Source organism: Burkholderia singularis (assembly GCF_001718875.1).
In the GTDB taxonomy this organism is placed as follows: Bacteria; Pseudomonadota; Gammaproteobacteria; order Burkholderiales; family Burkholderiaceae; genus Burkholderia; species Burkholderia singularis.
This window is the reverse complement of sequence record NZ_CP013449.1, coordinates 882577-906219: the sequence shown is the minus strand read 5'-3', so window position 1 is coordinate 906219 and position 23643 is coordinate 882577. Positions and strand designations below refer to the sequence as shown.

The 23643-nt window shown below is 64.1% G+C and carries 15 protein-coding genes and 1 pseudogene; 7 read left to right on the top strand and 9 right to left on the bottom strand.

Annotated elements, in window-relative coordinates:
* Positions 1-48: 48 nt before the first annotated feature.
* The gene (locus tag AQ611_RS19865; RefSeq protein WP_069235779.1) at positions 49-828 is read left to right on the top strand and encodes a hypothetical protein; all 780 of its coding nucleotides are present in this window, start codon (positions 49-51) and stop codon (positions 826-828) included.
* 291 nt (positions 829-1119) lie between these two features.
* On the opposite strand, the gene mqo is transcribed toward AQ611_RS19865, so the two are convergent.
* The 5 genes from mqo to AQ611_RS19840 form a co-directional block, all read right to left on the bottom strand.
* Entirely contained in the window at positions 1120-2766 is a 1647-nt protein-coding gene (mqo, locus tag AQ611_RS19860; RefSeq protein ID WP_069235778.1) for a malate dehydrogenase (quinone), read from the bottom strand.
* A 570-nt stretch (positions 2767-3336) separates the two neighbouring features.
* A complete protein-coding gene (locus tag AQ611_RS19855) occupies positions 3337-4686 on the bottom strand; it encodes a cytochrome c (RefSeq protein ID WP_069235777.1) in 1350 nt (449 codons plus the stop codon).
* A 1-nt stretch (position 4687) separates the two neighbouring features.
* The gene (locus AQ611_RS19850; protein ID WP_059514383.1) at positions 4688-6301 is read right to left on the bottom strand and encodes a GMC family oxidoreductase; all 1614 of its coding nucleotides are present in this window, start codon (positions 6299-6301) and stop codon (positions 4688-4690) included.
* Complete coding sequence (locus AQ611_RS19845) at positions 6301-6816, bottom strand: sugar dehydrogenase complex small subunit (protein WP_069235776.1); 516 nt, start codon at positions 6814-6816, stop codon at positions 6301-6303. The genes AQ611_RS19850 and AQ611_RS19845 overlap by 1 nt, the downstream gene beginning before the upstream one ends.
* Positions 6817-7068: 252 nt before the next feature.
* Positions 7069-7971 (bottom strand): glutamate/aspartate ABC transporter substrate-binding protein, encoded by a 903-nt coding sequence (locus AQ611_RS19840; protein ID WP_069236417.1) that lies wholly within the window; start codon positions 7969-7971, stop codon positions 7069-7071.
* A gap of 491 nt (positions 7972-8462) precedes the next feature.
* On the opposite strand from AQ611_RS19840, the pseudogene AQ611_RS19835 reads away from it, so the two are divergent.
* Together AQ611_RS19835 and mgtA are read left to right on the top strand one after the other, a co-directional pair.
* Positions 8463-9373, top strand: a pseudogene (locus tag AQ611_RS19835) (S8 family serine peptidase); the annotation flags it as partial.
* A 716-nt stretch (positions 9374-10089) separates the two neighbouring features.
* Complete coding sequence (gene mgtA, locus AQ611_RS19830) at positions 10090-12852, top strand: magnesium-translocating P-type ATPase (protein WP_083237468.1); 2763 nt, start codon at positions 10090-10092, stop codon at positions 12850-12852.
* 70 nt (positions 12853-12922) lie between these two features.
* Here mgtA and AQ611_RS19825 read toward each other — a convergent pair whose 3' ends face one another.
* Positions 12923-13255, bottom strand: coding sequence for a hypothetical protein (locus AQ611_RS19825; protein ID WP_069236415.1), 333 nt, complete (start codon positions 13253-13255; stop codon positions 12923-12925).
* A 25-nt stretch (positions 13256-13280) separates the two neighbouring features.
* Positions 13281-14699 carry an aminotransferase-like domain-containing protein gene (locus AQ611_RS19820; protein WP_069236414.1) on the bottom strand — a complete coding sequence of 473 codons (1419 nt, stop codon included), beginning with the start codon at positions 14697-14699 and terminating at the stop codon, positions 13281-13283.
* 160 nt (positions 14700-14859) lie between these two features.
* Here AQ611_RS19820 and AQ611_RS19815 point away from each other — a divergent pair, with 160 nt between their 5' ends.
* Complete coding sequence (locus tag AQ611_RS19815; protein ID WP_069235775.1) at positions 14860-17190, top strand: FdhF/YdeP family oxidoreductase; 2331 nt, start codon at positions 14860-14862, stop codon at positions 17188-17190.
* Positions 17191-17360: 170 nt separating this feature from the next.
* Here AQ611_RS19815 and AQ611_RS19810 read toward each other — a convergent pair whose 3' ends face one another.
* Positions 17361-18674 carry an Nramp family divalent metal transporter gene (locus AQ611_RS19810; RefSeq protein ID WP_069235774.1) on the bottom strand — a complete coding sequence of 438 codons (1314 nt, stop codon included), beginning with the start codon at positions 18672-18674 and terminating at the stop codon, positions 17361-17363.
* A gap of 98 nt (positions 18675-18772) precedes the next feature.
* Entirely contained in the window at positions 18773-20029 is a 1257-nt protein-coding gene (locus AQ611_RS19805; protein WP_069235773.1) for an oxalate decarboxylase family bicupin, read from the bottom strand.
* A 304-nt stretch (positions 20030-20333) separates the two neighbouring features.
* Between AQ611_RS19805 and AQ611_RS19800 the strand changes: the two genes are divergently transcribed.
* From AQ611_RS19800 to ddpX, 3 genes are all read left to right on the top strand, one after another.
* Positions 20334-21929, top strand: a complete 1596-nt coding sequence (locus tag AQ611_RS19800; protein ID WP_059514401.1) for an ABC transporter substrate-binding protein — start codon at positions 20334-20336, stop codon at positions 21927-21929.
* Positions 21930-22142: 213 nt separating this feature from the next.
* A complete protein-coding gene (gene sapR / locus AQ611_RS19795) occupies positions 22143-23039 on the top strand; it encodes a sap1 transcriptional regulator SapR (RefSeq protein WP_069235772.1) in 897 nt (298 codons plus the stop codon).
* Positions 23036-23617: a D-alanyl-D-alanine dipeptidase gene (gene ddpX / locus AQ611_RS19790; protein WP_069235771.1), complete on the top strand. Its 582-nt coding sequence runs from the start codon at positions 23036-23038 to the stop codon at positions 23615-23617. Before sapR ends, ddpX begins: the two co-directional genes overlap by 4 nt.
* Positions 23618-23643: the final 26 nt, after the last annotated feature.

The following is a 23643-nucleotide window of genomic DNA, read 5'->3' as shown; positions in this document are numbered from 1 at the left end:
CGCCGAGCCTGAGCCTATCTTCGCTTCGCCTCAAGCAAGGAGACCAACATGAGCACCGAATATTTAAGACTCGTTCACCGGAACGCCCGCCCGTCGCCGCTTGCCTTGCTGCCGTATCCGGACGGCCGCATGGTCCGCGTCGCCCGCATCGGCGGCTGGCTTGCGCACGGCTGGCAGGCCGCCTGCGCACAACCGCTGCTGTGGCTGAGCGTCATGCTGCTGTGCGCGGACATCGCAACGTTCGCGCAACTCGCCCCGCTGCTGAGCCCGCTCGCACTGTTACTGGTGCCGTATGCGGTCGGCATCCTGATTGCCGCGCAGCATCGCGCGCAATCCGGGCGCGCCGCCACGTTCAGCGAAATCAAGTCGATCGTGCTTGCGCGGCGCGACGCGCTGCTCGTCGTGGCATTCGCGATGCTTGCGTACTGGGCGATAGCTTATGTGTTCGCCATCGGCATGCGGGACATCTTGCAGTCGATTGCCGCGTCGAACGACGTGCGCGCATTCGCGCACGCACCGCACGGCATGACCGGGATTGCGCCCGGCGTGCCGGCGCTGATTATCGCGCTCGCTGCGAGTGGGTTCGCGCCCGCGCTCGTGGTGCTGCACGATGCCTCGCCACTCGAAGCAATGGCGGCAAGCCTGAAGGCCGCCGCACTCAATTGGCGGATCGCGCTAGTTTGCGTGCTTGCATTCGTTTGCGCCGCCGCGTTGCTGCCGGCGATGAGCGCGATGTTGCGCGCGCTCGTTGCCACGCCGCTCGTCACGGCACTGCCGCTGCTGGCAATCTACGGCAGCTACCGCGACATATTCGTCGAACGCCGTTGATGCCGAACGGCCGCTGCCTCGCGGGCGGCGCGGCGCGAATATCACCCGGCAATCCGTGCGCGCCCGGCCGGATAGCGGGCGCACGCGCGCCGAATCAGCCCCTCTGGATCGATGCATACAGCCATGCCGCTTCAGCGTCGTTACGCGGCATGGCGCCAACGCGAATCATCCGCCGCCTGCAATCGGCCGGCATCACGGCCGGCCAAACTCGCCGGATCGCCGCTGCGCCGGGGCGAAGACGCTCCGCTCGCCGGCAGGCCGGAACTGAGCGCTTCGCGAGCGCCGTTGCGGTTACAGCGCCATATCCTGCGCCGCTTTCGCGGGGCGCGGCGCAACCGGCACGGCCGCGCGCGGCGAAGGCGCACTCAAGTCGATCTGCGGCGGCGGCGCGAGTTGCAGCACCTCGCTCGTTTCGACCCACTCCCGGTAGACCTTGGCCGGATCGTCGTTGAGCTTCGTCCCGTAGCTGGGCACGATTTGACGAAGCTTGTCCTGCCATGCCGGCGTCGCGACTCTGTCCTTGAACACTTTTTGCAACAGGCTCAGCATGATCGGCGCGGCGGTCGACGCGCCCGGCGATGCTCCGAGCAAACCCGCGATGCTGCCGTCCTTCGCACTGACGATCTCGGTGCCGAGCTTCAGCACGCCGCCCTTGCCGCTATCGCGCTTGATGATCTGCACGCGCTGGCCAGCCTGCCACAAGCGCCAGTCTTCCTTCTTCGCATTCGGGAAATACTCCTTCAGCGCGTTGAAGCGGTCGTCATCAGATAACATCAACTGCCCCGCGAGATATTCGACGAGCGCGAACTCGTCGACGCCCACATGCATCATCGGCATTACGTTGTGCATATTGGCGCTCTTGAGCAGGTCGAAATATGAGCCCTGCTTCAGAAATTTCGTCGAGAATGTCGCGAACGGCCCGAACAGGATGATTTTCTTACCGTCGATGATCCGCGTGTCGAGATGCGGCACCGACATCGGCGGCGAGCCGACCGACGCCTTGCCATAAGCCTTCGCGAGATGCCGGCGCACGATATCGGGATTGTCCGTCACGAGAAACGAGCCGCCGACCGGGAACGCGCCGTAATCCTTCGCCTCGGGAATGCCCGACGCCTGCAGCAGCCGCAGCGCGCCGCCGCCCGCGCCAATGAATACGAACTTCGCATCGACGCCCTGCTCGTCGCCTCCGGTCTTCGTGTTCACGTAAGCCACATGCCACGTGCCGTCGGCATTGCGCTTGATCTCGCGCACCTCGCTCGACAGCGACAGCGCGAAATTCGGCTGGCTCTGCAAATAGGCGACGAACTGGCGCGTGATCTCGCCGAAGTTCACGTCGGTGCCGATCGGGGTCCAGGTGGCCGCGACTTTCTGCTTCGGATCGCGGCCCTCCATCATCAGCGGCACCCACTTCTTGATCTGTTCGTAGTCCTCGGAATACTGCATGCCACGGAACAGCGGGCTCGCCTGCAATGCTTCGTAGCGCTTCTTCAGATAGCGGACATTGTCGTCGCCCCAGACGAAGCTCATATGCGGCGTCGAGTTGATGAACGAGCGCGGGTTCTTCAGCACGCCGTTCTTCACCTGCCACGCCCAGAACTGGCGCGATACCTGGAACGCCTCGTTGATTTCGATCGCCTTCGAAATATCGATCGAGCCGTCCGGCTTTTCGGGGGTGTAGTTGAGTTCCGCCAGCGCGGAATGGCCGGTGCCGGCATTGTTCCAGCCGTTCGAACTCTCCTGCGCAACACCGTCGAGCCGCTCGACCATCATCATCGACCAATCGGGCTGCAGTTCGTGCAACCACACGCCGAGCGTCGAACTCATGATCCCGCCGCCCACCAGCAGCACATCCACCTTCTTCGTCTCGGCCGCCTGCGCGGACAGCGCAGTCAACGAAACCACCAAACCCGTTACAACCCAGCGTATTGTTCTGAACATCTCGATAAACTTTTCTCTATGGCACACCACGCGCCGCCCGACGCACGTCTGCCGACAGACGCCGACATCCGCGCCCGCCTGCCCAACCCGGACGAAAGGGGCGAAGAATAGAGTCAAAAACTCAATAAATCAACGATAACCCCGTGAAAAACAGGCTTTGCGGTCCCGCGCAGCCGTTCGTCACTGCCGACGGTTTAACCGCTGATGGTTTGCGCTCATGCGAAGCCCGGTGTCCATGCGGCGGCATCGGCATGGATACGGCCCGCACGGCCTTGCGTTACCGCCGCTCGCGACGAGTCTGCCGGCCGGCAACGGGCTCGCGGTCAATCGGCATTACCGTGCCGCCGGCGATCGCAACAATAGCCGAGCCAGTGCCGACGGATATGTCCGGACGGAACCACCGGCCTATGCGGCACATTGCAGCAAACGGGGAATCATGGGCATGTTGACCGTTCGCACGGGCGGCGACGCTGGCAGCGCAAGCGTGCCCCCTTGCCCAGATTCTTCCAGCCGCCAGGCCGGCGCCCGGCGGCTCGTCGCGCGGCTGGTTCAGCGCGCGGAATGCGAACGTTACCGCGCGGCGCGCAGCTTCGCGACATCCTGATCGGTCACCTGCTTCGCGCCCGGATTGCCGAACTGCTGGGTCACGTAGTTCGTGAGCGCGGCGATCTGCGCATCAGACAGTTCGTAGCCGAATGCAGGCATCCCGACATCCTCGCTGCCCGCCTTGCGCTGCACGCCGTGCAGAATCACCTGCACCAGATTCGTCGGATTCGACGCGCCCACCGTCGAATTGTGGAACAGCGGCGGATAGTAACCGTCCGGCGTGCCCTTGCCACGCATCTGGTGGCATGTCGCGCAGTTGCCCAGGTAAAGCCGCGCCGGATCGACACCCGCTGACGACAGCGCGACGCCGCGTAACTTCACGCCGTCGTTCGTCGGCTTGCCCCATGACGAGCGCGACTGCTTGCTGCCGTCGCTCACCGCCGGCACCGTGCGGATATACGTCGCGATCGCGCCGAGGTCTGCGTCCGTCATTCGTGAGAAGCTATGCTCGATCGCCTCGGCCATCGGACCCGCTGCCTGCGCCAGCCCCGGCACGCTGCCCGTGCGCAGGTACTGGACGAGCTGCGGCTGTGTCCAATCGCCGATCCCCGCGTTCCGGTCCGACGTGATGTTGTAGCCTTCCCAGCCGGCCAGCACCGAGCCCGACAGGAAACTGCCGCCCGTCTCGTCCAGCGACTTCTCCTGCATGGTCACGCCGCGCGCCGTGTGGCACGTCCCGCAATGCGCGAGCCCCTGCACCAGGTACGCGCCGCGGTTCCACTCGACACTCTGATTCGGCTTGGGCTGATACGGGCCGTCCTTCAGGAACAGCGCGTTCCAGATCTTCAACGGCCAGCGCATATTGAGCGGCCACGGAATCTCGTTGCTCGGCGGCGCCTGCTTGACCGGCTCGACGCCGTGCATGAAATACGCATATAGCGCCTTCACGTCGTCGTCACTGACCTTCGCATACGACACGTAAGGCATTGCCGGATACAGATTGTCGCCGTTCTTGGACACGCCATGACGCACCGCACGCTCGAAATCCTCGAGCGTCCACTTGCCGATGCCGTTGTCCGCGTCCGGCGTGATGTTGCTCGTGTAGATCTTGCCGAGCATCGGCACCGGCATCGGCAGCCCACCCGCGAACGGCTTGCCGCCCTTTGCAGTGTGACAAGCCATGCAGTCGCCCGCGACCGCCAGGTAGCGGCCCCGCTCGACGAGCGCCGCGTCGCCCGACGCAGCTGCCGCCGGCGCGACTGCGGCAGCGGCCGGCGCGGCCGCCGCCGGCGACGACGACGCGCCCGCTGCGCTCGACAACCCCGGCCATGCGAAGCAGCCGGCCAGCACGAAGGAAAGAATATGTTTCAGCACGTCAGATTTCCTTCTTCAACTGGTCCGAGATCCGCAGCGCCAATGCCGCGATCGTCAGCGTCACGTTCACCGTGCCCACCGTCGGCATCGTCGCGCTGCTCGAGATGAACAGGTTCGCGTGATCAAACGTTCGGCAGTCCTTGTCGACCACCGAATCGCGAGGGTCCGCGCCCATGATCGTCGCGCCCGTGATGTGGTTGTTCGGCGCGAATTCGTCGTTGAACACCACGTCCGTGCCACCCAGCACCTTCGCCGCCGTCGCGTATACCTCGCGCGTATGCACGGCGCCGCGCTTCACGTAATCGTCGATCCGGTAAGTGATCTCCGGGCGCGCGATGCCGATCGCATCCGTTGCGCTCCTGCTCGGCACGATCCGGTTCTCCGGCTGCGGCAGGATCTCGTGGAAGCAGTCGAACTGCACGTAGCGCGCCGAACGGTCGCGGATCTGCGCATCCAGTTCGGCCGGTTTGATCAGCTTGCCGCTCTTGAAAATCTTCTGCGTTTCCTGATCGATCCGCGACAGGTTCGACAAATGGATTTTCTTCCCTGCCTGCGTCGCACGGAACGCGCCGTCGCGAAACCCGATCAGCGAGGTCATTTCCTGCGGGCCACGGCCCGGCCACAGCTTCTCGCTCGCATAGAACGACACGCCGGTGCCGGGGTGGTCCATCAGATTGCGGCCCACCATGTCGGAGCTGTTGCCCACGCCGTTCGGGAAATCATGGCTCGTCGACATCAGCATCAGCTTCGGCGTCTCGATCCCGTTGGCCGCCAGCACGAAGTATTTGCCCTCGACGCGGTGCTCGACACCCTGCGGATCCTTGTACAGCGCCGCCGTGATCTTCTTCTGCGCGCCGACTTCGAGCTTGTGGACCACCGCGTTCTCGATCAGCTTCGCGCCCGCGCGCTGCGCTTTCTCGACATGCACGATCCCGTTGTACATCGCGCCGATCGGGCAGATCGGCATGCAGTTGTTGTTGCCGCAACAGGTCGGCCGGCCGTCGTATGGCCGGCTGTTGCGCGCCACCGGCTCCGTCACCACATGGAAAGACGCATCGTGCGCGTTCAGCGCCGTCTTGATCGTCTGCTCGTTATACGACAGCGGCAGCGGCGGCATCGGATACGGCTGGCTGCGCGGCGAGCCCAGGTTCTCTTCCGGTCCCGGCCCCCAGACGCCCAGTTCCTCCTCGGCGCGTTGATAGTAGTGCTCGAGATCGTCATATTGAAGCGGCCAATCGCGCCCCACGCCGTACACCGTCTTGATCTTGAAGTCGTTCGGCAGGAAGCGCCATGCCGACGCGGCCCAGTGCCACGTCGTGCCGCCCACGGCACGGATGTACTGCGAGTTGAACTTGTGCTCGCCTTTCAATACCAGGTAATCGTTCGGCGGACCGTATTCCGGATGCGGCGCCCACGCCGTCGACGGATACGGCGCCATGAAATCCATCTTGTCCGCCTGGTTGCGAAAGCGTTCGACGATCTCGCCGCGCGGCAGCCGCGGGCCCGCTTCCAGCAAAATCACCGACTTGCCCGCCAACGCGAGCTGATGGGCGACGATCGCGCCCGCGACGCCCGAGCCGACCACGACGACATCGGCTTGTTGTGTATCGGCCATCAGGCTTGCCTCTCGATCGATTTGTCGGCCCAGAATCCGGGCTTGTTGGGGCAGTAAGAGCGGACCACCAGCGTATCGGACACGACGCTGAACATCAGCGCGTCCTCATAGGTGATCACCGTGTTGTCGACGAGCCCGGTGTACCACGCCTCCAGGATCTTCAGCGCGACAGCTTCCTGCTCGGCGGTGAGCGCATTCGATGCGAGCGCGCCCGCAAGCTTCGGCAACTGATCGCCGAACGACAGCGAGCCCTTTTGCAACGCCGCCAGCAACCGTTCGCCGACGGTGCGATCGAGCCCGGTCTTGCCCGTCAATGCTTCGGACAACGTCATGAACGCGTCGAGGGGCGCCTTGCTCGGCGTATCGGCCAGCGCCCGCAACGTCAGCGAGCCGGCGAGGCTCGCCGCCGTCAGCGCCAGCGCGCCTTGCAGCCATTGGCGCCGGGTGAGCCCGCCCGCGGCAGGCCCGGCGGCGTCGCCCGAGCGACGCGTATGGGGGGTGATGTCGTTGTTCATTGTTCCTTCTCTCTTGCACCGAATACGGGAAAACCTATCTTGATATTTCTCAAACTTCGATGCGGACTCGAAATGTACGCGCTCGCCGCGATTTGAACAATCCCCTCCGGCGATCTAAATATCGCCAGCTTTTTGCAACAATATGAGTTCTAGCCGTTTTTGCGTTTCTAGCAAGAAGTTATTTCGTATCAGCGTATTGCACTATTCCGGCAGTCCCATCAAAGAGCAAATCCCGGCGACGGCCTGCGCAGTTCAGTACTGCGCACGATCGCTCGGGCTGCGGAAAAGCGCCCGCATTTCCGGTGACAACGGATAATTGAGATTCAGCCCGCGTGGCGGGATCGGCTGCGTAAACCATTTGTCGTAGAGTTTTTCGGCATCGCCGGAGGTCTGCATCCTCGCAATCACCGCGTCGATCCATTGCTTGAATGCGGGATCGTCCCTGCGCATCATGCATGCATAGTTCTCATGAACGAGCGGCGTGCCCGTCACCTGGTACACGGACGGGTTCTTCTCCTTGGCCAGTTCGCCATACAACAGCGGCTCATCCATCACGAACGCCACCGCCCGCCCCGTCGTCACGTTCATGAACGCTTCCGCGTGATCCTTCGCGCTGATGATCGTCATGTTCATCGCCTTGTCTTCGTTGAGCTTGCGCAGCAGCCGCTCGTCGGAGGTGCCGGCCGTCGTCGCGACGGTCTTGCCCGCCAGATCGCCGAAATCCTTGATGCCCGAATCCTTGCGGGTACTGAAGCGAATGCCGTACAAGAAAATACTGTTCGAGAACGCCGCCTGCTTCTGCCGCTCGAGCGTGTTCGTCGTCGATCCGCATTCGAAATCGATCGTGCCGTTCTGTACCAGCGCAATGCGGTTCTGCGACGTGATCGGAATCTCCTTGACGATAAGCGCCGGCAGTTTCAACTGCCGCTTGATCTCGTCGATGATCTTCGCCGCGATGTCGCGCGAATAGCCGATGTTCTTCTGTTGGTTGTCCGAATAGGAGAACGGCACCGACGATTCGCGAATGCCGAGCCCGACAACGCCCGTCTCCTTGATCTTCTTCAGCGTGCCGGCCAATTCCTGCGCATGCGCCGCGCCCGCCGCGACGCAAACAACGGCAGCCGCGATCCATTGCAAATTCAATCGGACGCCCATGATTGCCTCCTGAAAGGGTGAACGAAAACCGATCGTAATGCGATCAAAAAATACTCGGCCATCGATCTGTCCGGTATACGCCGCGACCAGGCAGTTTCTACGGCGCCGGGTCGTCTCGATCGGCAATATCTGCCGCTGCGCCATCAAGAAATCCCGATCCCTGCCGTTACCCGCCTCAAAGCCCCAATCGGACGAATCCGCGCCGATCACGAGGAGCCCGAACCAACCCGTGCGGCCCCAGCGATAACCCAGGCGTCATGAATCGAACCCGCAACCAAGCCCACAAGACGCGGCCCGGTCAACCCCACGCATTCGCCGGCGCCGTCTCGCTGTGCCTCCTCGGCGCGCTGTCCGGCTGCGGAGGCGGCGACGGAAGCACCACCCCGTCGCCGGCAGCACAACCGATGCCGGCTCCTTTCATACCTGCGCCCATGCCCGCCTCCACGCCGGCGCCCTCGCCTCCCTCTCAAGCCGCCCCGCCGAATACGGCGGCCTCTTGCACCGCCACGCAAGCCCCGTCGAATACCCACAGCACATCGGTTGCGCGGGCGAACGAGCGTGCACCCGCGAGCGTCGATCATCTGATCGTCAAGCTGCGCGAAGCGGCTGCCGCGCCCGTCACGTCTGCCGCCGCGCCCGCGGGGGCGCACATCCTGGCCGAGGCGCGCAGCGCGGCGCGCATCGACGCCGTTATCCGGCGGGTTGCCGCACGATGGAGCGGCAAACAGGGAGCCGTGTCCGCCTACGCACAACGAAGCGCATCGGGCTCGATGCAGGCCGAGCGCACGATCTCCGACGGCGCGCTGCTGATCGCACTCGGACAAAAACTGAATGCCGACACTGCCGATACGCTTGCGCAAGCATTCGCATCCGATCCGGATGTCTCCTACGCGGAGCCGGATCGCCGCGTGTTCGCCCATGCAACGCCGACCGATCCCGCCTTCCATCAATCGACGACGTGACCGCGCAACGCGCGACTGTCATCGTCGCAGCCGGCAACGACGGCCGCTCGACGACGCTCGATCGTCCGGCAAACTGCAAAGGCGTGATCGCAGTCGGTGCGACCGACCACACCGGCCTGCGCGCGTGGTACAGCAACTTCGGCGCATATGTCACGTTGAGCGCGCCGGGCACGGATATTCTGTCGACGTCCAACACAGGCACGACAGCGCCGGCTCAAGACACCTACAGCGTGCGCACCGGCACGAGTTTCGCCGCGCCGCAGGTTGCGGGCGTTGCTGCGCTGATGCTCGCGGCCAATCCGGCGCTCACGCCCGCGCAAATCGCGCAGAAACTCACGCGCACCGCACGGGCGTCTGCGGCAAGCGCATCGTGCCTCGCCCGTGCGCCGGGCGCCGGAATCGTCGATGCGGGGCAGGCCGTTGCATCCGCAACCCCATGACGGACAATGCACGCCGCGGCCAACGCATATCTGCGTGCGTCACACCGCGCTCGGCGGTCACGCCGCCGCCGAGCCCCGCGCCACGTTCGCAAGCGGTCCGCAGCCCACACGTCAACCGGCCGTAAAAAACTTGACGCTTCGCACACCGACCCATTACCATCGCCCCGTCTTAATATCTGGAGCGTTCCGTGAACCCCGATGCGAGTTGTAGTCGGTCCCACACCGGCTCGACTGCTGACTGAGGCATTCGCGCAGAGCCCCCCCGCTTCTGCCGCATCCCGGCCAGCAGGATGCGGCGTCTTTCAGGCCATTGCGGCCCGACTTTCCCGCGACGATTTCTTGAATGAACCATGCCCGCGCTCTCGCGCGCCGGCACGCGTTCGCCCGCACGCGTATGGCCGCCGCCATGCGCGCCATTGCTTGCACGCCGCTTCGCTCGCTTAATTGCGCTGCGTGCCGTGCCACGTCGATCGCCGATGCGCGATCGCGCCAAGTCAACCATCGATAGGAGTCCGGATGGAAGCAGACGACAGTAGCCGATTACCGCTCGCCGGTGCGGCGGCGCGCGACGCACGCGTCGCGTCGCCTGCGCCGGCGGGCCTTCCCTATCTCTTTGCCATTCAGCCGAACGCGCGCGGCGCGAAGCGGCGGGACGCGCTCGTTCGTCGATAACGCGGGCGCTTTCCGCTTGCCGCGCGCGGCAAACGGAGCGTCCAATGAAACAAACCATCCCATCGAAACGCAAACAGCGCGGCTTCCTGAATTACGGCGCACGCAACAACGCCAACGGCCACCCTTCGATGCGCATCGCGCAAGCAGCCGCGCAATCGCTCGACGATACCTTGAAGAATCTGCGCACAAGCGCGCACGGCCTCACCGCGGCCGACGCCGCGAATCGGCTGCTGCTGGACGGCCCGAATGAAATCGCGCACGACAGACCTCCTCATTGGAGCCGTCAGCTTGTGCAGTCGTTTCACAATCCGTTCGTCTACGTGCTGCTCGCGCTCGCCGCGATCAGTTTTTTCACCGACATCTATTTCGCCGCGCCGGACGATCGCGATTACGTGGGCATCACGATCTTGCTGACGATGGTGACGATCAGCGCACTGCTGCGTTTCGTTCAGGAATTCCGCTCGCTGCACGCCGCCGAAAAGCTCAAGGCGATGGTCCGCACGACGGCGACCGTTCAGCGCCGGTCCGACGATGCAGCCGAGCCCGTCAAGCAGGATGTGCCGATGCAAGAGGTCGTCGCCGGCGACATCGTGCATCTGTCGGCCGGCGACATGATTCCCGCCGACGTGCGCTTGATTGCATCACGCGATTTGTTTATCAGTCAGGCGGCCCTCACCGGCGAAGCACTTCCCGTCGAGAAGTACGACACGCTCGGCGCGGTCGCGCAGAAATGCGCGACGCTTGAGATGCCCGGCGGCGATACGCAACCCGGCTCGCTGCTCGAATTGTCCAACGTGTGCTTCATGGGCACGAACGTCGTGAGCGGCACGGCAAGCGCGGTAGTCGTCGCCACCGGCCCCGACACGTATTTCGGCGCGCTGGCGAAAAACGTCGTCAGCCACAAGCGTGTCGAAACGAGCTTCGATCGCGGCGTATCGAGCGTGAGCTGGCTGCTGATCCGCTTCATGTTCGTGATGGTGCCGATCGTTTTCGCGATCAACGGCCTCACCAAAGGCGATTGGCTGAGCGCGCTCACCTTCGCACTCGCAGTGGCAGTCGGCCTCACGCCGGAGATGCTGCCGATGATCGTCAGCGCGAATCTCGCGCGCGGCGCGGTCGCGATGGCGCGGCGCAAGGTCGTCGTCAAGCGGCTGAACTCGGTGCAGAACTTCGGGGCGATGGACGTGCTCTGCACGGACAAGACCGGCACGCTCACGCAGGACAAAATCATCCTCGAGCATCATCTCGACGTATGCGGCCGCAAGCACGAGGACGTGCTGCGCCTGGCCTGGCTGAACAGCTTTCATCAAAGCGGCCAGAAGAACCTGATCGACATCGCGATCGTCAATCGTGCGAACCAGATCGGCGAGCGCGCAAAACCCCATGACTACCGGAAGATCGACGAGCTGCCGTTCGATTTCGTGCGGCGGCGGCTGTCGGTCGTCGTCGAGGATACGCGCGGCGCGCATCTGCTGATCTGCAAGGGCGCGGTCGAGGAGATGCTTGCCGTGTCGTCACATGTGCAGGACGGCAGCGGCGTGCATCCGCTGGACGCCGCCCGGCGCAAGCGGCTGCTCGCGCACGCGAACTCATACGCCGAGGACGGCTTTCGCGTGCTGATCGTCGCCACTCGCGCGATCGCACCCGGCGACGAACGCGAGCAGTACCGGAACTCGGACGAGCGCGATCTCGTGATTCGCGGTTTGCTCACCTTTCTCGATCCGCCGAAGGATTCGGCCGCGCCGGCGCTCGCCGCATTGCGCGAGAACGGCGTGGCGCTCAAGGTGCTGACGGGCGACAATCCGAGCGTCACGCTGAACGTCTGCCGCCAGGTCGGCCTCGCGCCGGGCCGACCGCTCGTGGGCGCGGAAATCGACGCGCTCGACGACAACGCCCTCAAAGCGGCCGCTGAACGAACCACGGTGTTCGCGAAGCTCACGCCGCTGCAGAAAGCGCGCATCGTCCAGGCACTGCAGGCGAACGGCCACACGGTCGGCTTTCTCGGCGACGGCATCAACGACGCACCGGCATTGCGCGACGCCGACGTCGGCATCTCGGTCGATAGCGGCGCGGACATCGCAAAGGAAACCGCCGATATCATCCTGCTCGAAAAGAGTCTGATGGTGCTCGAGGAAGGCGTGATCAAAGGGCGCGAAACGTTCGGCAACATCCTCAAATATCTGAACATGACCGCCAGCTCGAATTTCGGCAACGTGCTCTCGGTGCTGGTCGCAAGTGCGTTTTTGCCGTGGGAGCCAATGCTCGCCGCACAATTGCTCGTGCTCAACCTGATCTACGACACGTCGCAAATGCTGCTGCCGTGGGATCGTATGGACCCCGAATTCCTGAAGAAGCCGCGCAAGTGGGAGGCTAACAACATCGGGCGCTTCATGCTGTGGATCGGGCCGACCTCGTCCGTCTTCGACATCACGACCTACGTGCTGATGTGGACCGTGTTCGGCGCGGGTGCGATATATCATGCGCAAGGCGGCGCGGGCGGCCAGATCATGATGAACTCGGGCTGGTTCATCGAGAGTCTGGTGTCGCAAACGCTCGTCGTGCATTTGTTGCGCACGCAGAAAATTCCGTTCCTGCAAAGCACCGCCGCCCTGCCGGTGCTGCTGTCGACGGCCATTGCGATCGCGATCGGCTGCTGGCTGCCGTTCTCGCCGTTCGCGGGTGCGCTCGGCTTCACGCAACTGCCGGGCAGCTACTGGCTGTGGCTCGTCGCGACGATGGCCGGCTATATCGCGCTCGCGCAGACCGTGAAGACCTTCTACGTGCGGCGTTACAAGCGGTGGTTCTAAGGTAAGCCGCCCGCCATGTGCGCGGCCCGCGCGACGTGGGCCGCACGCATGGTCCGGCTGCGTGCGTCGCTCACTGCTCGGCCAGCGCGTCGCTCAACTCGCGCCCCAGCGCGGTCAGCACGGCGCGGCCCGTTGCGTCGTCACGCATCAGCGTTTGCGTCAGGCCCGCCGCATCGAGCTGGGTCAGCGCGCGCCGCAACGCGCTCATCGGCAGGCGCGCACGCTTGCTGAGCTTCGCAAGCGACCATGCTCCGCCGGGCGTCTCGACAGCGGCCTCGCGCAGCCGCAACAGTACCGCGACGATCGCTGGATCGAGTGTGTCGCCGCCTGCCTGCCCATCACTTTCTTCGCTTAAACGCGCGCGCCCGCCAGAGCCGCCGTCATGTTCACGATTCGCATCCATCGCCTGGCCTTTTTTCGTCTGCCCGTCATCGCCGCGCACAGGCGGCCGCCAGCCTGCCGAGCGTCTTGATCGCCTCTTCGATCTGCGGCGACCAACGATAGCTGTAATTCAGCCGGATGAAATGCCGATACGCATCCGACGTCGAAAACATGTGTCCCGGGCCGATCGTGATCCGCTGCGCGAGCGCAAGCCGGTACAACTCCATCGCGTCGACGTCGCGCGGCAGTTCGACCCACAGCACGTAGCCGCCCTTCGGTTGCGACAACCGCGTGCCATCGGGAAAGAAGCGCCGCACCATCGCCGCCATCAGGCCCGCCTGTTGCGCATACAGCTTGCGAATGCGGCGCAGGTGACGATCATAGCCGCCGTGCTGCAGATACTCGGCGATCGCAAGCTGATCGATCGCGGGCGTCGCGAGCGTATTGAGGAATTTCAGTTTTTCGACCTGATCGCGATAACGCCCCGGCATCGTCCAGCCCACCCGATAGGCAGGCGACAGGCTTTTCGAGAACGACGCGCAATGCAGCACAAGCCCGCGCGTATCGAACGCCTTTAACGTGCTCGGGCGCGTGTCGCCGTAGTACAGCTCGTGATAGACGTCGCTCTCGATTACCGGCACGTCGTGCCGCGCGAGCAGATCGACGAGCGCGCGCTTGCGTGCATCGGGCATCAGGAACCCTAACGGATTCTGGAAGTTCGGCATCACCATGCAGGCGGCAATGCGCTCGCGCTCGAGCAGCCGTGCGAGCGCATCGAGGTCGATCCCGTCGCCCGGATGCGTCGCGACTTCGACCGCACGCATCCCGAGCCGCTCGATCGCATGCAGCAGCGCATAGAACGTCGGCGATTCGACCGCGATCGTATCGCCCGGCTTCGCGACCGCCTGCAAGCACAGGTTGATCGCCTCGGTCGCGCCGATCGTCACGACGATCTCGTGCGGATCGAGCGCGAGGCCATGCTCCAGGTAACGGCGCGCGATCTGCCTGACGAGCGCTGGGTTACCGGGCGGCAGATCGTCGATCACGCCCCATCGGGTACGGCGCAGCGCGATCGCATGGGCATGCCGCGCGATGCGCTGCGACGGGAACGGTGTCGAATCCGGGTACGGCGAGCCGAGCGGCACCGCGTCGTCGCGCGCGATCGAGCGCAGCGTCGACAACACGAGCCGGCTCACGTCGACGGCCGACGGCGCGGCATCGGGCGCCGACGCGCGCAACTCGAGCGCCGCCGCATCCGCACGCGCACGCACGAAATAGCCGGATTGCGGGCGGCTCTCGATCGCGCCGCGACTTTCGAGCACCAGGTACGCGCGCACCACGGTCGTCATGCTGAGCCCGTGCTGGCGGCTTGCCTGCCGCACCGACGCAATGCGCTCGCCGGGCCGGTAGACGCCGCGCCGGATCATCGCGTCGATCTCGTCCGCAAGCTGTTCGTAACGCTTCACGTTGTTTTTCGATGGTCGATTCATCGCTTCGATGAAGTACAGTTTTCCGTCAAATTTTGCCGAAAACACAAACTGTACTCTTTTTCTTTCGAACGAGGTGTGCCGCTGTAGGCGCCGCCGCACGCGTACGCTTGACTCGTTGCCATTCGATCCGCTCTTCATGAAAAGCAAGGATTCCGACGCACGCATCGAACCGTATGCCCATCCGGCCGGTGGTTGGGGCGCGCTCAAATACGTCGCGATCAACCTGATCAAGGAAAAAGTGCCGGGCGTCAATTACCGCACGCTGCTGCGCCAGAACCAGCCGGACGGCTTCGACTGCCCCGGCTGCGCGTGGCCCGACCGCGAGCACGCGTCGACCTTCGAATTCTGCGAGAACGGCGTGAAGGCCGTTGCGGCCGAAGCGACCGCGAAGCGCGTGACGCCGGCATTCTTCGCCGAGCACACCGTCACGTCGCTGCTCGCGCAATCCGATTACGAACTCGAGCAGCACGGGCGGCTCACCGACCCGATGATCTACGACGCCGCGACCGACCGCTACGCGCCGATCGCATGGGACGACGCGTTCGCGCTGATCGCGCGGCATCTGCGCGCGCTGGACGATCCGAATCGCGCGGCATTCTACACGTCAGGCCGCGCAAGCAACGAGGCCGCGTTTCTCTATCAGCTGCTCGGGCGGCGCTACGGCACGAACAATTTCCCCGATTGCTCGAACATGTGCCACGAGGCAACGAGCCGCGGGCTGCCGGCGACGGTCGGCGTCGGCAAGGGCACCGTCACGCTCGACGATTTCGAGCAGGCCGATACGCTGCTGATCTTCGGCCAAAATCCCGCGACCAACCATCCGCGAATGCTGGGTGAACTGCGCGAATGCGCGCGGCGAGGCGCGGCGATCGTATCGATCAATCCGCTTCGGGAGCGCGGACTCGAACGCTTCGCGAGCCCGCAACATCCGGCGGAAATGTTGGCGATGTCTAGCACGCCGATCGCGTCGATGTTCGTGCAGCCGTCGATCGGCGGCGATTTCGCGCTGATCAAGGGAGTCGCCAAACGTGTGCTCGAACTTGACGATGCCGCGCGCGAGCGCGGCGGCGCGCGCGTGCTCGACGTGGAGTTCATCGCCGCGCATACGCACGGCTTCGACGCGTTCGCCGCGGATCTGCGCGCGCAGGACTGGGCCGCGCTAAGCGCGCAAAGCGGCGTGCGATATGAACAGATCGATGCGCTCGCGCAAGTCTACGCACGCGGCAAGCGCGTGATCGCGACGTGGGGCATGGGTCTCACTCAGCACAAACATTCGGTGGCCACCGTGCAGATGCTATCGAACCTGATGATGATGCGCGGCAATATCGGCCGCCCCGGCGCCGGCCTGTGCCCCGTGCGCGGACATTCGAACGTCCAGGGCAATCGCACGGTCGGCATCGAGGAAAAGCCGAGCGCGGCCTTCCTCACGCGGCTCGGCCGCGTATTCGGCTTCGAGCCGCCGCGCGAGCACGGCTATGACGTCGTCGAAACCATCGAGGCAATGCTCGACGGCCGCATCGACGTGTTCATCGGGCTCGGCGGCAACTTCGCGATGGCGACGCCGGACACGCCGCGCACCTGGCAAGGTTTGCGCAACTGCGACCTGACCGTCCATATCACGACCAAACTCAACCGCAGCCATCTCGTTCACGGCCGCAACGCGCTGATCCTGCCGACGCTCGGGCGCACCGAGATCGACATGCAGAACGGCGTCGCTCAAGGCGTGACGGTCGAGGATTCGATGAGCATGGTGCACGTGTCGTATGGGATGAACAAACCGGCGTCGCCGAACCTGCTGTCGGAGACCGCGATCGTCGCGCGGCTCGGCGACGCGCTGTTCGGCAGCGAAGGCGCGATCGACTGGCTCGGCTACATGAACGATTACGCGAAGATCCGCGACGCGATCGAAGCCGCCATTGCCGGCTTCGACGATTACAACGCGCGGATCGCCCGGCCAGGTGGCTTTCATCTGCGAATCGAATCGCGCGAGCGCGAATGGCTGACGCCCACCGGCCGAGCGAATTTCATCGTCCATCCGCTGCCCGCCGACACGCCGATCCAGCGCGCCCGCGCGCGCCACGGCAAGCGCTTGATGACGCTGATGACGACGCGCTCGCACGATCAGTACAACACCACGATCTACGCACTCGACGACCGCTATCGCGGCGTGTTCGGGCAGCGGCGCGTGGTATTCGTGAATCCTGAGGATCTCGCGATGCTCGGTTTCGAGGCGGGCGAACGCGTCGATCTCGAAACGGTGTGGGACGACGGCATCGAACGGCGCGTCGAAGGTTTCCTGCTCGTTGCGTATGACATTCCGCGCGGCTGTCTCGGTGCGTACTATCCGGAAACCAATCCGCTCGTGCCGCTCGACAGCGTAGGCGACGTCTGCAATACCCCGACCTCGAAGTCGATCCCGGTGCTGATACATCGGCCGGCCCGCACGGTCGCGCCGCAAGCGGCGTGACGAGAATTGCAAGCGCCGCCGCCCGGGCCGCGCTTGCGCAGCAGTCCCGCAGAATCAGGCTGGAACACCGCAGACGGCGAGTGCCCGCCATGCAGCGAATTACCGGCCTCCAGCGCTCACAAATCCCGCGCAATCGATGCCGGTTCGCTATACCCCCACTCACCGCCGCGTCAACCGAGCGCCACCCAGACCAGATACCCGTTCAAGCCGACGATTACCGCGCTCGCCACGCCAGCCGCCGCGATCATCGGCGCACGCAGCGCATACTCGCCGAGCACGTCGCGCCGGCTCGACAGCAGCATCAACGCAACCATCGGCAGCGGCAATACGAAACTCAGCACGACCTGACTCAGCACCATCGCATGCGTGACGTCGCAACCAAGCGCAACCACCGCGAACGCGGGCAGGATCGTCACGGCACGGCGCACCCAGATCGGCACTTGGCGGCGCAGGAAGCCCTGCATCACGACCTGCCCCGCGAGCGTGCCGACCACCGAGCTGGACACGCCCGACGCAAACAGCGCGACGAGAAAAAGCGCGCCGGCGGCCGGCCCGAGCAGCGGGATCAGCGTGTGATAGGCGTCGCCGATGTCGGTCATGCCGGGCATCGTCGCGTGAAATGCCGACGATGCCATCATCACCATCGCGATATTGACGAAGCCGGCAATGCCCAGTGCGACAGCTACCTCGCAGTTCGAAAAGCGCAACAACAGACGGCGCTCGCGGTCATCGCGCGGCGTCGTGCGCCGTTGCGTGAGACTAGAGTGCAGATACAGCGTGTGCGGCATGATCGTCGCGCCGATGATGCCGACCGCGATCGTCAGCGCGGCGCCGTCGCGCAGTTGCGGCACGACGAGATGATAGGCAGCGGCATGCCAGTTCTGCGGCGCGATCAGCAGCTCGCCGAGATAGCTCACGCCAATCACGCCGACGAGCGCCGCGATCGCCGCCTCGAGCGGCCGGAACCCGCGCTTCTCGAGCGTCAGGATCGCGCCGGTCAGCACCGCCGTCGCGGCCATGCCGGCGAGGAGCGGCAAATGAAGCAGCAGGCCGAATGCGAGCGCGCCGCCGAGAAATTCGGCAAGATCGGTCGCCATCGCGGCGATTTCAGACGCCGCCCACATCCCCCAGACCACCGGCCGCGGAAAGTGCTCGCGGCACAGCTCGGCCAGGTTGCGCCCCGTCACGATGCCGAGCTTCGCCGACATCGCTTGAAACGCCATCGCAATCACATTCGCGAGCAGCACGACCCACAGCAGCGTGTAACCGTAGGCGGCACCCGCCTGGATGTTGGTCGCGAAATTGCCGGGGTCCATGTAGCCGATCGACGCGATCACGGCCGGCCCAACGAACGGCAGCACGGCCGACAGGCCTTTGCGCCGCCCGTCGAGCGCATCGCGCGCCGCGCTGATCGTGCGTGACGTCGCCGCGCCGGGCATCGGGAAATCGCCGGCGGATGCCGGCGATGCGGGAGTGGATGGCATAGTGAAGTCCGTTCGAATGTTGGATTCGCAATGTGGCCGGCACAGCGGCAGTCACGCGCCAATATCGTCTCGTTCGCCGCCGCGCCGGGCCGTCGCGTTCAAATCGGCACCACGTCCGGCCGGTTGCGCGGGATGCGTGCGATCACGTCCGGGGCGAGATTCAGATGCGCCTCGACGAGCTTCGGCGGCGTATGCGCAAGCCAGTCGGACAGTGACACCTCCGCGTAGTGATCGGCCTTGAAGATCTCGAGGAACACGAGATCGGTTTGGCCGGTGTTCTGCACGTAATGCCCCAGGCTCTTTTTCACATAACCGACGTCGCCCGCGCGAAAATCGGCCGTTTGCGCCTTCGGACCGGTATCGAACACCGTCATCCGCGCTTTGCCCTGTATGTAGTACTGCCACTCGTCCGCGTTCGGGTGCCAGTGCAGTTCGCGCATGCCGCCCGGCCGCACGGTGACGAGCGCGGCCGCCACCGTCTTCGACACGTTGAAGTTCGTGCTGTCGACGATCCGCACTTCGCCGCCGCGCGTCTGCACATTCGGCTTCATGTCGCCCATCGAGAAGACGAACGGCTGCTTCGGCGCCCCCCGAGACGACGCCGACGCCCGCTGCGCATCGGCAAGCGGCCCCGGATCGCCGCCCTGGAAGATCCAAAGGTTGTCGAGCGGGATCTGCTTGAACGCATCGGCGGGCACGCCGAAGTTCAGCGCGAGCACGTCCGGCGGCGTGTGCGCGATCCAGTCGGTAACGAGCAGCGTGTTGAATTCGGACGCCCGACCATTGTCGAATGCGAGCAAAAACTCCGCGCCATCGACGCCAAGCCCTTGCAGCGAATGCGGCAGGCCGGGCGGGAAATACCAGAGATCGCCCGTCTTGACGTCCTGCACCGATGGCCGCCCCTGCTCGTCGAGCACGGTGATCCGGCAGCGGCCGTCGAGCATGAACGCCCATTCCGCCTGCTGATGCCAATGCATTTCGCGAATGCCGCCGCGCGTCAAGCGCATATTGACGCCGGAAATGGTTTCGGAAATTGCAAAATCGTCCTGCGTGACTTCACGCGCCCAACCGCCGTTTTGAATCCGTTTATGTGCATTATTGAAAGACGCCCAGAATAATGGCATTCCGTTTATATCGGTTGCCGGCGGATCTTGAAACGACGGGAATTGCCCCATCAACGCCTGATTTTTCGGACCGGGATCGGCCAGGCTCTGCGGATTGCGTGCATTGACCGCGCCCTCCGGCGGTCTGTCGGGATTGCCGAACGAAGCGGCCTTGGCGGACACGGCAATGCCGGCGGCGGCGACCGCGCCGGCCGTGTGCGCAAGCATTTTGCGCCGGGATAGATTTGTCATCGAATCCTCTTCATCGATTCTAATTTGGAAATAAAACCCAACGGATTAATCATTCGATTTTCTTTCAATCAAATGTTCCGCAACACAAGTTAAATACAAATCACCAGAAAAATTAAATGATTTGTCAAGATGGGTTAATGAATTAATCTGATTCCCTTTAAGTTTGTAATCCTCGGGGCGGCGCGGGCATGACCGGGCCGCCGCCGCGCGGCTGCCACGCAGCGACGCGGCGTGGCATCGCCGATTTCTGGATTCCGGCCCGTAATGCGAAAATCGGGTTCGTTCTTTTTCTGACGGAGCATCGATGAAGCATTTGCTGTCCAAGCTCGCCATCGGCGCCGCGCTCGGCGCGCTTTCGCTCGCGCCCGTGTTCTGCGCTCACGCCGCCACTCCGCCCGGCATCTTCGTGATCGCCACGCAGCTCGGCGAATTCACGACGCTCGATCCGGCCGAGATCTATGAGCTGGTGCCGTCCGAATATGTCGCGAATACCTACGAACGGCTGGTTCGCGTCGATCTGCGCGATCCGTCCAAGTTCGAAGGCCGGATCGCGCAGTCGTGGAGCGTCGGCGCCAACGGCACGACCTTTACGTTCAAGCTGCGGCCCGGTCTCAAGTTCCATTCGGGCAATCCGGTGACGGCCGACGATGTGGCGTGGTCGCTGCGCCGCACCGTGCTGCTCGACAAGGGACCGGCCGGCGTGCTCGCCGATCTCGGCCTCACCAAAGACAACGTCGCGCAAAAGATCCAGCGCATCGACGATCAAACCGTCTCGATCGAAACCGCGCACCGGTACGCGCCGAGCTTCGTGCTCAACGTGCTGAGCGCCGATCCGGCATCGATCGTCGACAAGAAGCTGCTGCTGTCGCACGAAAAGAACGGCGACCTCGGCAATGGCTGGCTGAAAAATGCCGATGCGGGCTCCGGCCCGTATCAGCTCGTCAAATGGACGCCAAACGAAAGCCTCGTATTGCAGCGCTTCGAAGGCTACCGCACGCCGTATCCAATGAAGCGCATCGTGCTGCGCCATGTACCGGAAGCCTCCGCGCAACGGCTGCTGCTCGAGAACGGCGACGTCGACGCGGCGCGCAATCTGAGCCCGGACAGCCTCGCGGCCCTGACGAAGGCCGGCAAGATCCAAGTGGCGTCGTGGCCGGTATCGGCGCTGCTCTATCTGAGCCTGAACACGAAGAATCCCAATCTCGCGAAACCCGGCGTGCAGGAAGCGATGAAGTGGCTCGTCGATTACGACGGCATCCAGCGCAACATCGTTGGCACGACGTACAAAGTCCACCAGACGTTCCTGCCGGAGGGCTTTCTCGGTTCGCTAAACGCGAACCCGTACCGGCAGGACGTCGCGAAGGCGAAAGCGCTGCTCGCGAAAGCCGGGCTGCCGAACGGCTTCGCCGTGACGATGGACATGCCCAACGATTACCCGTACATCGAGATCGCACAGGCGCTGCAGGCGAATTTCGCGAAAGCCGGAATCGTCGTGAAGCTGATCCCCGGCGACGCGAAGCAGGCGATCGGCAAATATCGCGCACGCGCGCACGATATCTTCATCGGCGAGTGGTCGCCCGACTACATGGACCCGAACAGCAATGCGCGCGGCTTCGCATGGAATCCGGACAATTCGGACAACGCAAAGTACAAGCTGCTCGCTTGGCGCAATAGCTGGGACATCGCGCAACTCACCGCGCAGACCGATGCGGCGCTTGCCGAGCCGTCAGCCACAAAGCGCGCGCAGCGCTACGAGGCGTTGCAGAAAGCTGTGCTCGCGAACTCGCCGTTCGTGATCATGTTCGAGAAGGTCGTGCAAGTCGCCACGCGCCCCGGCGTGACCGGGCCGGAAATCGGGCCGATCAACGATCTCGTGTCGTACCGGACGCTGAAGAAGTGAGCGTGGCCGCGGCCGGCGGCCGGAGCAGGCCGCCGGCCGGCCAATGCGAGGGCGCATCGGCGCCGTTTCGTGCGGCAACGGATAATTTCCAGCTATTCGATATTTTATCTCTATTTATTTTATAAACTGGCACGCAGGTTTTTGTCTTTGTTAGATCGATGACAACGCACAACCAAACGACAACGATCCAACAAACCACCGTTCAAACGCCCGATGCCGTCCGCTTTCGTTCAGACCGTCGAAACCCGCTTTGCCGAGCTGACGCCCACCGCCAAGCGCATTGCGAGCTACATGCTGGCCAATCTGGAGCGGCTCGGCCTCGAAAGCGCCGACCAGATCGCGCGGCAGACCGGGACGAGCGGCATTTCGGTGGGGCGCTTTCTGCGCAGTGTCGGCTATCGCAACCTCGATGATCTGAAGCGCGAACTGCGTGGCGTATCCGAACGCCCGTGGATGATCACCGATCGCCTCGACGAATACCGGCGCGTGACGGGCGCGCCTGCGCCGTTTGCGGCGCGCGAGGCTTCGCCTGCCGCCTCGGCAGCCGCCCACCTCGACGACGCGCTCGCGCGCGAACTCGACGCAATCGGCCACGTATACGAACTCGCGCGCACGCCGGCGTTCGCGCAAATCGCCGATCGCATCGCGCATGCGGACGCAGTCTTCATTCTCGGCATTCAATCTACACGTGGGATCAGCAATGCCCTGCACAGTTATCTCGAATATCTGCGGCCGCGCGTCTTCTACTCGGATGGCATGTCCGGCTCGTATGTCGATTCGCTGAACTCCGGCTTCACCGATCCTTATTGCATCGTCACCGACATCCGCGCGTATTCGCGCATCGCGCGACGCTATTGCGAAGCGGCCGCCGCGCGCGGGCTGCGCTTCGCGCTCGTGACCGACGTCTACTGCCCATGGGCGCGCGAACTGCGCTGCGATCTGCTGCAGGTGAAAACCGACGTCGGCCTGTTCTGGGATTCGCTCGCGCCGCTCACCTGCCTGTTCAATCTGTTGATCAGCGCGGTAGTCGATCGGCTCGGCAGCGCGCTCGACGCGCGTGTCGAGCGCAATCGCGAGCTGCAGCGCGAATTCGATCAATTCGAACCATGAAGCCGTCCGTTGACACCTGCGCCCATCGGCTCGTCGAAATCAAGCCGCACACACACGGCGTCGACATCGACCTCGTCTACGCGAGCGCACGCAACCTGACCGGCCGGCCGATCTACCAACGTGCGCACTGCCTGCTGCTCGAACCCGCCGAAGCCGCGCTGCGCCGCGCGGTCGCGATTGCGGCGCGACTCGGCTTGAAGCTGCGCATTTACGACGCTTACCGGCCACCGCAAGCCCAGCAGGTGCTATGGCACTTCCTGCCCGATCCGGATTATGTCGCGAACCTCGAACGCGGCTCGAATCACAGCCGCGGCACCGCGCTCGACCTGACGCTCGTCGACGCGAACGGCGCCGCGCTCGATATGGGCACGGGCTTCGACGAAATGATCAACACATCGAATCATTTCCACGACGGCCTGCCCGAATCCGTTCAGCGCAACCGGCTGCTGCTGCTCGGCGTGATGCATGCCGCCGGTTTCACGCACATCGCGAGCGAATGGTGGCATTACGAGTTGCCCGACTCGCGCGCCTGGCCGCTGATCGACAACCAGGCGAGCGGACCGTGGCGATTGATGTGAACCCGGCCGCACGCCGCCCCCCCTGC

Excerpts from the sequence above, each read along its gene's own strand:
- AQ611_RS19850 (WP_059514383.1), bottom strand. The coding sequence starts at position 6,301 with ATGGCCGATACACAACAAGCCGATGTCGTCGTGGTCGGCTCGGGCGTC.
- AQ611_RS19845 (WP_069235776.1), bottom strand. The coding sequence starts at position 6,816 with ATGAACAACGACATCACCCCCCATACGCGTCGCTCGGGCGACGCCGCC.
- AQ611_RS19805 (WP_069235773.1), bottom strand. The coding sequence starts at position 20,029 with ATGACAAATCTATCCCGGCGCAAAATGCTTGCGCACACGGCCGGCGCG.
- mgtA (WP_083237468.1), top strand. The coding sequence starts at position 10,090 with ATGAAACAAACCATCCCATCGAAACGCAAACAGCGCGGCTTCCTGAAT.
- AQ611_RS19865 (WP_069235779.1), top strand. The coding sequence starts at position 49 with ATGAGCACCGAATATTTAAGACTCGTTCACCGGAACGCCCGCCCGTCG.
- AQ611_RS19840 (WP_069236417.1), bottom strand. The coding sequence starts at position 7,971 with ATGGGCGTCCGATTGAATTTGCAATGGATCGCGGCTGCCGTTGTTTGC.
- AQ611_RS19825 (WP_069236415.1), bottom strand. The coding sequence starts at position 13,255 with ATGGATGCGAATCGTGAACATGACGGCGGCTCTGGCGGGCGCGCGCGT.
- AQ611_RS19800 (WP_059514401.1), top strand. The coding sequence starts at position 20,334 with ATGAAGCATTTGCTGTCCAAGCTCGCCATCGGCGCCGCGCTCGGCGCG.
- ddpX (WP_069235771.1), top strand. The coding sequence starts at position 23,036 with ATGAAGCCGTCCGTTGACACCTGCGCCCATCGGCTCGTCGAAATCAAG.
- AQ611_RS19810 (WP_069235774.1), bottom strand. The coding sequence starts at position 18,674 with ATGCCATCCACTCCCGCATCGCCGGCATCCGCCGGCGATTTCCCGATG.
- mqo (WP_069235778.1), bottom strand. The coding sequence starts at position 2,766 with ATGTTCAGAACAATACGCTGGGTTGTAACGGGTTTGGTGGTTTCGTTG.
- sapR (WP_069235772.1), top strand. The coding sequence starts at position 22,143 with ATGCCGTCCGCTTTCGTTCAGACCGTCGAAACCCGCTTTGCCGAGCTG.
- AQ611_RS19815 (WP_069235775.1), top strand. The coding sequence starts at position 14,860 with ATGAAAAGCAAGGATTCCGACGCACGCATCGAACCGTATGCCCATCCG.